Source organism: Serratia sp. H1w, from assembly GCF_000633355.1.
In the GTDB taxonomy this organism is placed as follows: Bacteria; Pseudomonadota; Gammaproteobacteria; order Enterobacterales; family Enterobacteriaceae; genus Chania.
In genome coordinates, this window is record NZ_AYMQ01000139.1 from 1 (window position 1) to 11543 (window position 11543).

Consider the following 11543-nt stretch of genomic DNA (forward strand, 5'->3'; position numbering starts at 1 on the left):
TCCTTTTTGGGGAGAGGGTTGGAGTGAGGGGGAGCAACGAGCGCCGGAGTATCAACCAAAGCTATCGCCCGCCAGTTTCCGCCCTCACCACTACACCGAGCTGACTCCCTCTCCTTTTTGGGGAGAGGGTTGGGGTGAGGGGGAGCAACGAACGCGGGAGTATCAACCAAAACTATCGCCCGCCAGTTTCCGCCCTCAGTTCAGCGATCCGCTGCGGCAAATCAGGCCACGGTTGCTGTTTGGCAAAGTCCTGCCGCAGGTATTGCAGCAGCGCGGTAATCTGCTCATCGTTAAGGTTATAGCGGAACGCTGGCATATAACCCAGTTCGCCTTTGACCGGCTGCTGAATACCGGAGAGCACCACGCGAATGGCATTATCCGGGCTGACGTTGTACAGATTGCTGTTCAGCGCCAGAGAAGGACGTACGCCCTGCATCTGTGCGCCTTTCTCCTGCGAATGGCAGGCCATACAGGCACCAGAGAAAATCCGTGCTCCCTGCGAAGACAGCGGTTCTACCGTTTGCTCCGCCAGTCGGTTGATCTCAACGGCGTTGCTGAGGCCCCCTGCATTCTGAGGATAGAAAGAGTGCAGATAAACGGCGATGGCTTGCAGATCCTCTGGTGGCAACTGGGAAAGCCCTTCGGCGATCACCGGAGCCATGGGTCCTGCTGCTACCCCGTGGTTGCTGGAGTAACCGGTTTGCATAAAGGTCAGCAGATCCTGCTGACTCCAGGGGATCGGCAAGTGAGCATTGCCAGTCAGTGCCGGAGCGGTCCAGCCTTCTGCGACCCCACCGCTCAGATGTTTACTGCCCCCCTGCTCGCCAAACAGCAGGTTGCGTGGTGAATGGCAGGCGCTGCAATGGCCCAGACCTTCCGTCAGATAGGCTCCCCGGTTCCACTCTTCGCTTTGGCTGGCGTCAGGCTGCATGGCACCGGGCGTCAGATAGAGCCAGTTCCAGGTCACAATGCCCTGACGGATATTGAATGGAAAGTGCAGCGCAGTTTTAGGCGGTTGGTAATGTACCGCCGGCTGCGTCATCAGGTAGGCATACAACGCCTTGAGATCTTCGTCGCTGGTGCGGGTGAATGCGGTATAGGGAAATGCCGGATAGAGGTAATTCCCCTGGCGGTCGATCCCGTGGCGCATGGCGCGTTCAAAGGCGGGATAGGACCATCTGCCGATGCCGGTTTCCACATCGGGCGTAATATTGCTGGTGTAGATGGTGCCGAACGGGATCTCCATCGCCAGCCCGCCGGTATTGCGTTCACCACCGGCGCGGGTGTGGCACACCGCACAATCGCCAAGGGCGGCCAGGCGTTCGCCTTTCTCAATTTGCGCCGCACTGAAACTGTGGGTATCCAGACGCTCGGTTTGCACCATTTCTGGCTGCCAGGTAGCAATAGCGCCCACGGCCACGATGATGGCAACGGCCAGTGCGCCCAGCCCGGCGATTTTCTTTATCTTGTTCATTTTTTACCCGCCTGCTGGCTGGAGGAGGCTAATGCCTTCAGGATCCGTTCTGGAGTGAAAGGGACTTCGCGCAGTCTGACGCCCAGCGCATCAAACAGGGCGTTGGCGATGGCGGCGGCACTCGGTACGGAAGCGGATTCCCCGGCTCCCATTGGCGGTTCATGCGGGTTATCTAACAACTGAATATCTACCTGTGGCAGCTCGTCAAAGCGCAGCAGAGGGTAGCCGCCCCAATCCAATGCGGTCACTCCGCTTTGGTCAAAGGTGACAAACTCTTTCAGCACCCGGCTGGCAGACTGGATAATGTTGCCATGCACCTGATGGCGCACCCCGGCCGGGTTGACGATTTGCCCGCAGTCGTGGGTGACGTAGATGTTGTTCAGCTTGATTTGCCCGTTACGGCGATCCACGCTGAGATCGCAGACCCAGGCGGCCCATGCGGCACCAAAACCGGGAAACTTGCTGTGGAAGTAACGGGCGTAGGCGAAGCCCCGGCCATTGACCACGTCTTGATCCTCCGCCACCTGTTGGCGGTGGGCTGGCCCATCCTGCCAGTTGGCCTGCTTTTTCAGCGCGTGGATCAACGTGATGGCACGCGGATCGGTTAAATACCGTAGGCGGTAGGCGATCGGATCCTGCTTGGCCAGGTAAGCCAACTCGTCGATCCAGCTTTCGTGGGCGAATACGTTCGGCAGCGCCGACACGCCACGCATCCAGGAAGCCCGCACGATCGGGGTCGCATCTTCCGCAATCACCCGCATATGCGGATATTCATATTGTGGCACAGCGGTACGATCGCCCATTTGCTGGACGTCTGGCAGGTTGGCGACCTTGCCGGTTAATACCAGTGGTAGGGTGACGGCGTTATTGGAGGGATAGCTGGTTCTCAGCTCATAGGCAGCCACCTGTTGATTGGCATCCAGCCCGCCACGTACACGGATCAACTGCCCGGTGCCTTTAGGCTCCCAGCCCGCTTCCTGCTCGCGCATCAACTGTACCCGCACCGGCTTGCCGGTGGCCTGTGACAGCAGGGCTGCGTCTGCCGAAACGTCATCGGCGCAGTTACGGCCATAACAGCCGGAAGCCTCCATGCGGTTGATATGCACCTGCTCCGACTCACGGCCAAGCAATTTTGCGATGTCTTTGCGCAGTTCGTGGGGATTTTGCGTACCCGACCAGATTTCCGCCTGCTGGGCATTGACCATGGCCACGGCACAGGAAGGGCCGATGGAGGCATGTAAGTGATAAGGCCAGACGTAGTCGACATTGACCGGGGTGGCTACCGTGGCAAGGGCGCTGGTGGTTCCCGGATCGTCACGCAGAATTCGCTTGGCTTTCGGGATCGCTGTCAGCGTGGCGTGCAGCTTATCCAAAGATAAATCCGGTAATCCGGCCCAGGGTTGCCATTGCACCTTTAGCTGGCGCATGGCGGCGATCGCCTGCTCCTCACGCTCGGCCACGATACCGATAAAGTCATTGATGACTACCAGTTTGACAATGCCGGGCAACTGGGCGATGGAATCATGATCGACGGAGATCAGTGCTTTTCCCAACGGGGCGCTGCTGTCTGCACCGGCATAAGGTGGGCGGACGACTCGGCCATGCAGCATGCCCGGCAGACGCATATCGTGCACATAGGTCAGTTGGCCGCGTACCTTAGCCGGAATATCGACGCGTGCGATCGGTTTGCCCACATACTGGCCGCTTTGCGGGCTTTTCAGCGCTACATTGCTGTCCAGAGGGCGGTGCAAATCCTGCCCACGCGCCAGCTCGGCGTAGCTCAAACGGATTGTGGGAGCATCGGTGGCAAACACGAAGCCATTCGCTGTGGTCAACTGGGTGGCCGGGCGTTTGAAGGCACTGGCAGCCAGGTCCAGCAACAGTTGCCTCACCTGTGCCGCGGCCTGACGCAGAGGGACCGAAGTCACCTGAATCGTGGCGCTGGCGATGGTTGGGCCCTGATCGGGCGTGCGATTGGTGTCGCCCAGGATCATGGTGACATCCTCGAACGCCACGTCCATTTCATCGGCGACAATCTGCGCCAGCGAAGTGCGCACGCCGGTGCCGAGATCGACGTGGCCGTTAAACGCGGTCACTTTACCGTCGGCACTGAGGGCAATAAAGCTGCTGACCGCTGCCAGCCAGTGCATTCAGGGGCAGCAAACTGCTCACCATCACGACGCCACCCGCTTGCAGCAGGCGACGGCGGGTTATTTGCATCTCTATCATTGGGCACCGCGCTCGGCCAGTAGCCGCTTGGCCTGCTGCGCCGCAGCCAGGATTTCCAGATGGGTGCCACAGCGGCACAGGTTGAAGGCCAATTCGTTTTTGATCTGTTGTTCACTGGCCTGGGGATCGCGCTCGAACAGCGCCACCAGCGTCATGATCATGCCGTTGGTGCAATAGCCGCACTGTGCGGCCTGTTCATCGATAAAGCCCTGTTGCACCGGATGCAGCTCGCCTTCCTGGCTTAGCCCTTCCAGCGTCGTGACTTTTTTCCCCTGCGCGGCAGATAGCGGGGTGGAGCAAGAGCGGGCGGCAACCCCGTCGATCAGCACGGTGCAGGCACCGCATTCCCCCAGGCCGCAGCCATATTTGGGGCCGTTGAGTTGCAGGTCGTTGCGTAGAACATACAGCAGGGGAGTCTCTGGTGGGATATTGCTCAGTGCGACCAAACGGCCATTAACATTAATTTCCATGAAAAACCCTATCCTTAATGAGTTTAATTTTTTGTGAAGTCTATGTTAGTGATTGGAGAGTTGTTTGATCAAAAGAGGGGTTTTCTATGGTTAGCAGGATAATTATTGCAACTAGATGTTGCGTATTGCCTTGATACTCAAGAAGAGTTATGGGAGGGCGGAGCCAGCGGCGAAGCCAATGCTCGCCGCTGTTGTGGATAGGTTTACCTAAAGGAACTCGACCTTGCCGCCGTCCAGATGGTACATGCTGCCGACAATCTTGATTTTTCCGTCCTCTTCCAGTTTTTTCAGCACCGGGCTGTTTTTGCGGATATCGTCAATGGTCATGGTGACGTTGGTTTTGGCCACGGCATCGACAAACTTGCCGTTGTTACCGTTGCGTTCTCCCGTAAATTCGGTCTTGTCGATGGCCGGTTTGATCTTGTTGAGCAGCCCGGTCAGGTTGCCCAGCTCGACATTCTCGATGGCTCCCTTTACCGCACCGCAGGCGGTATGCCCCATCACCAGCACCACTTTGGCTCCGGCAGCGGCACAGGCAAACTCCATGCTGCCCAGAATATCGTCATTCTGAATATTACCGGCCACGCGGGCGTTAAAGGTTTCACCGATGCCGACATCCAGCAGGATCTCCGCCGGGGCTCGTGAGTCAATGCAGCTTAAAATCACCGCGGCCGGGAACTGTCCCTGTGCGCTGGCCTGTTTTTGGGCGACATAATCATGCTGCTGCATTTTGCCTTCACGAAAACGCATGTTGCCGTGTTTAAAGCTTTCGATGATCTCGTCCGGCGTCATTTTATCGCGCTGTTCTTTGGTCATCGCGGCGGCAAAGGCCACCGAGGGGGCGGTGAAACCGGCAATGCCGGTCACGGCTAATACTGACAGGGCCGCGGTACGTTTTAATAGGGCACGGCGTGGTGGTTCTTGGGCGGGCTGCTTACTCATGGTTGTTATTCCTTGTGCTATTGAAGGGACAAAACGTCGCACAGGTTCACTGAGTAAACATCGAGAGCCTGTTGATGACGTGAGTTGGATTTCGTCTGGCAAGATGTAAGCAATTTAAGTGTATACACCGCCCCACTTTTCGCCTGGTTATTTTGTGGGCAAGAGAGCGTTGAAACCTTGTATATTCCTGTTTGTTCGCGTCAGACAATGGCTTAACATAGCGACAACTTCTTTTGCCTGGCCTATATGGATATCCGATGCGTCATCTGGTTACGCTTTTACCCCTGATCCCTTTGCTGGCTGCCTGTAGCAGCGAACCTAAACCTACCGAGCAATTGGCTCCGCCGGATAGCCTGGTGCAGAGTGGTTTTGTGCTTGAGCCGGAACATGCCATTCATCCGTTGGGCGGCGACTTTGCCGATAACCCGGCGGCGGCACGTTTTATCGACAAGATGGTGCAGGAGCATGGTTTTGAGCGCCAGCAGTTGCATGACGTGTTGGCTCAGGCCAAACAGCTGGACTGGGTCGTTGCCCTGATGGATAAGCAGGCACCGGCAGGCAAGCCAGCGACCACGCCAAACGGTGCCTGGATCCGCTATCGCAACAAGTTCCTGACGCCAGACAACATTCAGAACGGGGTGGTGTTCTGGAATAAGTATGAGGCGGAGCTAAAGCGCGCCGAGCAGATTTATGGCGTGCCGCCAGAAATTATCGTCGGCATTATCGGGGTGGAAACCCGCTGGGGCCGGGTGATGGGCAAAACCCGCATTATCGATGCGCTGGCGACGCTGTCGTTTAACTATCCACGCCGTGCTGAATACTTTAGTGGCGAGCTGGCGACCTTCCTGCTGATGGCGCGTACCGAAGGTGACGATCCGCTTTCCCTGCGCGGCTCCTACGCTGGTGCCATGGGTTACGGTCAGTTTATGCCTTCGTCGTTCAAGAGCTATGCGGTTGACTTCAACGGCGATGGCCATATCAACCTGTGGGACCCGGTGGATGCCATCGGTAGCGTAGCCAACTACTTCAAAGCGCATGGCTGGACGCGCGGGGCCACGGTGGCGGTACCGGCTAACGGCCAGGCTCCCGGTTTAGAGACCGGTTTTAAAACCAACTACTCGGTGGCTACGCTGGCCGCGGCTGGGTTGACACCGCAGGGCTCGTTGGAAGGCAATCAGCAGGTCAGCCTGTTGCGTCTGGATATGGGTAACCGCTATCAATACTGGTACGGCTTGCCGAACTTCTACGCCATCACCCGCTATAACCACAGCGTGCATTATTCGATGGCGGTCTGGCAGTTGGGTGAAGCGGTCGGCCAGGCACGCCGCGGGCGGTGAGTTTTTAGCTGAGTAAGGGAGTGATTCTGGTTCAGTGATCGCCCCCGCACCCTAGCCCTCTCCCACAGGGAGAGGGGACTGAATGTGCTACCCAGTGACTTCCGAATCTAGCTTTGGCACGGGCGCAGCATGCAGCGCCCCTACGGAGCGCCACTTTACCTGCCCTGTACGCTGAACTAGCTCCCTCTCCCTGTGGGAGAGGGTTGGGGTGAGGGGGTGACCATTAACGTTCGCGCAGTGACTCCTTCACCTTGTTCAGCGGTTTGCTCAGATAATCCAGCACGCTTTTCTGCCCGGTCTTGATCTCCACGCTGGCCACCATCCCCGGCACAATCGGGAACTTCTTACCGGCCTTGTTCATCAGTTCTGCCTGTTTGGTCCGTACGTAAACCCGATAGTAATACTGGTCGCGTTTCACTTCGTCCTGAATGGTATCCGGTGATACGTTTTCCACCTCGCCACTCAGGTTGCCATAAATCGAAGAATCATAGGCGGTGACCTTGACGGTGGCAGGCAGGCCAGGACGGATATAGGCGATATCCCGTGGGTTGATGCGGGTTTCGATCAGCAACTGATCTTCCAGCGGCACGATCTCCATCAGCTTACCGCCCGGCTGCAATACACCGCCCACGGTGGTCACCTGAATGTCCTTCACGATCCCACGCACCGGCGAAACCATGGTGGCGCGATCCAGCTGATCTTCCTTACCGTTCACCAGCTCCAACTGGGCGTCGAGGTCGGCGTTGTTTTTGACCTGCTCCTCGCGCGCGCGTACGGCATACTGGTTCTGGGCCTCATCAATCTTGCCGCGCAGCTCGCTGACCTGTCGCCTCAGGCGGATCACTTCAACCTGCCCGGCGGCCCCTTTGGCGACCAGCGGTTCGGTCATGCGTAATTCCTGCTGGACCAACTGCATCGATTGTTGCAAGTTGGTGACGGTCTCATCGCGGTTGCGCTTGCGGGAGTCATAGAGCTGACGCTCACGAGCCACCAGATCCGGTTCCTTCAGGGTATCGGCGCTAAACTGCAAAGGTGCGCCGGTCAGCTCGGAGCGCAGACGTTCGGCGGAAGCGCGTAGGGTCCGCACGCGGGAAAAGGCTTCGCCATAGTTGGACTGAAAGCGTTTCACGTCCAACTGCGCCAGTTTCTGGCCTTTGCTGACGATGTCCCCTTCGTGCACATACAGGTGATCGATAATCCCACCGTCCAGGCTCTCAATCAGCTGCGCCCGGCTCAAGGGAGTGACCTTGCCGGTGCCGACGGTGACTTCATCGAGTATCGCAAAATAGGCCCAGACCACGAACAGGATCAGCCCCAACAGCGTCAACCAAAGTACCGAGGAATGCCGCCGCCCCTGCCGTGCCAGATCGTCTTGCATGGTGATATTGCTCATTGATCGTTCCTCATGCCACGCCCTGTTCTTTATTGATCGGCTTGTTGGCCGCCTGCAGGATCTGATCCCGTGGGCCGTCAGCCACCACGCGGCCGTTATCCAATACCACGATGCGATCCACCAGCTTCAACAGCGCAGGCCGATGGGTGACCAGCACCAGCGTGCGGCCACTGAGCCAGCCGTGCATCTGGCGGATCACGTACTCTTCCAGTTGCTCGTCCATTGAGGCAGTGGGTTCATCCAGCAGCACGATTTGGGGATTACGCAGGATCATGCGGCTTAGCAGCACCATCTGGCGCTGTCCACCGGACAGACCTCTGCCTCCTTCATGAATAATGCGGTCCAGGCTGGCGGCGTCCTGTTGCACCAGGCTTAGCGCCCCCGAGATCCGCAACGCCTGGAGCATTTCCGGTTCGGTAGCGTGTGGATGGCCAAGCATCAGGTTCTGGCGCAGGCTGCCGAAAAACAGCCGCGATTCTTGCGAGAGGAAGCCCAACTGGCGGCGCACATCGCTGGGATCGATATGGTTGATATCAACCCCGTCGATGATCACCTTGCCCCGGGTGGCGCTGGCCTGGCCGGAAAGAAGCTTCAGCAGCGTCGATTTCCCCGCGCCAACCTTACCGAGGATCGCCACCCGCTCGCCGGGTTTGATCTCCAGGTTATTGACGGTGATCGAGTTTTCCCCTTTCTCCACGTCGTAGCTGTATTGCAGGTTACGCAGCTGGAAGTGGCCGCTGAGTACCGGGCAGTGGGCCATTTTGCCTTCTTCCGGCTTATCGAGCGGCTTTTTCAGCAGATCGTCCAGGCCGGTCATGGCGGTTTTAGCGTGCTGCCAGCGAGAGAACACCATGGTCAACTGCATCAGCGGGGCGATGGTGCGGGAAGACAGCAGGCTACAGGCCACCATGGTACCGGTGGTGATATCGCCGTTGAGCACCAGATAGCTGCCAAATACCAGCATCCCGGCATAGGTCAACTGCTGCACCGTAGAAGCCCAACCGCTGAGCCGCGCCCCCCACAACCGCTGTTGCATACCGATGGTGGCGCTGACGGCGTGGGTTTGCTCCCATTGGCGCTGGAAGTAAGGTTCGGCTTGCAACGCTTTGATGTCCTCAACCCCTTCGATCGACTCAACCAGTACCGCGTTACGCAGTGCGCTTTCACGCATGCCTTCCTTCGCCAGCTTGGCCATCGGCCATTGCAGCAAGATCCCGGGGATCACGATCAGCGGGATCGCCAGCATCGGGATAAACACCAGCGGGCCACCCACCAGCGCCATGATGACCAGGAACAGCAACACGAACGGCATATCCGCCGCTGCGCCCACGGTGGTGGAGGTCAGCAGTTCCCGCACCTGATCGATTTCACGTAGCTGCGAGATGAAGGAGCCGGTCGATTTTGGCCGTGCTTCATTTTTGATCGCCAGCGCGCGGGCAAACAGCATGCCGGAGATCTTCAGATCGATTTTCTTACCCATCAGATCCGAAATCACGGTGCGCGACAGGCGAATGGCGTACTCCAGCGCCGCCGCGATCAGCACCCCGAAGAACAGCACCCACAGGGTAGAGTAAGACTGGGCTGGAATAACCCGGTCATACACCTGCATCGAAAACAGAATACCGGCAAGCGCCAGCACGTTGCTGATGATCGACGCCAGCGAGATCTCACCGATCTGTCGTTTGGCCCCGCGAAAATGTTGCCAGAACCAGTGTTTGCGATAGGGCTGCACAAAATCGTCGATGCGTGAGTCTTGCCCACGCTCCGCCGTGCCTAGCAGCACAATGGTGCCTTGGCCTTTGAGCAGCAATTCCACCAGCTCAGCTTCCCGTTGCACATCGCCGCTGTCGTTGAGCCAATACAGCGCCTTGCCCTCGCTATCGAGAGATTCGATCACCATCAGGCCGCCGTCGTCGATTTCGATCAGTGCGGGCAGGATCTCGTTACGCCAGCGCACTTTCTCCCGTGGCTGCAAGCTGACGCTAAGCCCCATCAGATGGCCGAGCCGTTCCAGCCGACGCGGGGCAGGCAGTTGTTCATACCAGCGCATTTGCTGGCGGACGGATTTGACGTCAACAGCCAGACCGTAGCCGTTGGCCGCCCGGGCCATGGCTGCGATCCAGGTTTCGAGTGATGCAGGTTGTGACATAAGCGCTCCTGGCAAAATCAATCAGACTACAGCGACGGTAGGTTGTCGCCACTGGCTCGTTGGCGCTCGATACCCAACATATCCAAAAGGTTGTCGACAGCAGAGGCATAGCGCACCGCTGCATCCCAACCGTCGTACAACGCGGTAACGCGCGAGCTTTCTGCCTGTAGCACGTCTTGTTCCACGCTGAGCAGGTCGTTCAGGCTGCGCTTGCTAAGCTTGTACTCGTCCTGATAGACGCTGCGGGTATAGTCCGCACTACTCAGCTGTTGCGCCCCGGCCAGCTCTCGCTGCTGCGCCCCGATCAAATCCGCATAAGCGGTGGAGGCTTTCTGGTTCATATCCAGTTTGGCGGCCTCGACCTGAGCCTGTGCCGCCTGGCGATCGCCCTCGGCAGCATCGACCTTGGCATTGACCGCGCCGCCCTGGTAGATCGGTGCCTGCACGACCAGTTGCAGCTGATCGTTCCAATAGGATTGTGATTCGTTGCCATCGCTCTCATAGCGGGTGCGGCCAGCCTGAACGGAGATGGTCGGCCAGTGCTGGGCTTCGGCCTGGCGAACCCGTTGGATAGCCGCTTCCTGCTTGGACTGGGCACTCAGCACCGCATTGCTTTTTTGATAGGGCAGCGACTTGAGGGTGATTTTCTGTTGCAGCAGTTGTTGCGGCAGATCGGGGAGTTTATCCGGCACGACGCCGGTCAGGACGGTCAGCTGGGCCAGGGCCGAACGCTGCTGGGCACGATATTGTTCCAGCGTGGCGTTCATCCCGGCGATACGGGTTTGTGCCTGCAAGACGTCGGATTGTGAACTCAGACCGGCGTTGGCCCGCAGTTCGGCTATGTCCTTGACCCGGTTCAGCGACACCAGATTGCGCTCCGCTGCGGCGCTTAAATCCTGATAGCGTTTGACCTGAAGATAGGCTTGCAACGTTTGCTGGCCCACCTCGGTCATGGTTTGGTAAAGCGTGTAACGATAGGCATCGGAGAGGTTATGTTGCTCGTCGATGCTGCCGCTGGTTTTGCCGAAATCATAGAGCAACTGGTTGAGCGTCACGCCTGCCGAAGCCGTGTTGTTCAACGTGCCAGAGGAGTCCGTCTGGCTGGATTTGCCAAAATTGCTGTTGAGGGCGATTTGCGGGAACCAGGCGCTTTGTGCCAGCGCCAGGTCACCTTTGCCCACGTTAATCTGTGCCGAAGCCTGGGCGATCTGCGGGTTACGTGCAAAGGCTCGCAGGATCGCGTCCTGTAAGGTCAACGTCATCACCGAACGTTCCGTCGGTGCGGCTTGCCAGTTAAATTCGACCTGCGGTGCGGCGAGAGTCTGACCAACCCACCCGCCTAATCCGCCCAAAAACAGTCCGATTGTGGCCGCACGCCGTAACGTGAGCCGAGATCCATCCGTGCCATAAGGGTGTCTTTTCATTATCGTTACCACGTCTATGCCGATAACCGCGGTGGTGCCGTTTCGGCTTTGTTATTGTGACGATCGTTAATTTCGGCGGCCCGTCTCCCGAACGGTACCGCCGCACTGCGTTGGCCTGAATGCCG

At 58.2% G+C, this 11543-nt stretch carries 8 protein-coding genes; 1 reads left to right on the forward strand and 7 read right to left on the reverse strand.

All coding sequences use genetic code 11. The features are described 5' to 3' along the window. Positions 1-172: 172 nt before the first annotated feature. From U869_RS0126900 to U869_RS0126920, 4 genes are all read right to left on the reverse strand, one after another. Positions 173-1474: a cytochrome c gene (locus tag U869_RS0126900; protein WP_025120535.1), complete on the reverse strand. Its 1302-nt coding sequence runs from the start codon at positions 1472-1474 to the stop codon at positions 173-175. Then, positions 1471-3624, reverse strand: a complete 2154-nt coding sequence (locus tag U869_RS29755; RefSeq protein WP_232785406.1) for a molybdopterin cofactor-binding domain-containing protein — start codon at positions 3622-3624, stop codon at positions 1471-1473. Before U869_RS29755 ends, U869_RS0126900 begins: the two co-directional genes overlap by 4 nt. 75 nt (positions 3625-3699) lie before the next feature. Continuing rightward, entirely contained in the window at positions 3700-4173 is a 474-nt protein-coding gene (locus U869_RS0126910; RefSeq protein ID WP_025120536.1) for a (2Fe-2S)-binding protein, read from the reverse strand. A 207-nt stretch (positions 4174-4380) separates the two neighbouring features. Beyond that, positions 4381-5115, reverse strand: a complete 735-nt coding sequence (locus tag U869_RS0126920; protein ID WP_025120537.1) for a carbonic anhydrase — start codon at positions 5113-5115, stop codon at positions 4381-4383. Between the two features lie 257 nt (positions 5116-5372). Between U869_RS0126920 and mltB the strand changes: the two genes are divergently transcribed. Then, on the forward strand, positions 5373-6452 hold the full coding sequence (gene mltB / locus U869_RS0126925) for a lytic murein transglycosylase B (RefSeq protein WP_025120538.1): 1080 nt from the start codon (positions 5373-5375) through the stop codon (positions 6450-6452). Between the two features lie 223 nt (positions 6453-6675). Here the strand turns inward: mltB and U869_RS0126930 are convergent, their stop codons facing one another. The 3 genes from U869_RS0126930 to U869_RS0126940 are packed head-to-tail and all read right to left on the reverse strand — an operon-like array spanning position 6676 to position 11418. Continuing rightward, positions 6676-7845, reverse strand: a complete 1170-nt coding sequence (locus U869_RS0126930; protein ID WP_025120539.1) for an HlyD family efflux transporter periplasmic adaptor subunit — start codon at positions 7843-7845, stop codon at positions 6676-6678. Positions 7846-7855: 10 nt separating this feature from the next. After that, positions 7856-9994 carry a type I secretion system permease/ATPase gene (locus U869_RS0126935; protein ID WP_025120540.1) on the reverse strand — a complete coding sequence of 713 codons (2139 nt, stop codon included), beginning with the start codon at positions 9992-9994 and terminating at the stop codon, positions 7856-7858. A gap of 26 nt (positions 9995-10020) precedes the next feature. Beyond that, on the reverse strand, positions 10021-11418 hold the full coding sequence (locus tag U869_RS0126940) for a TolC family outer membrane protein (protein WP_025120541.1): 1398 nt from the start codon (positions 11416-11418) through the stop codon (positions 10021-10023). Positions 11419-11543: the final 125 nt, after the last annotated feature.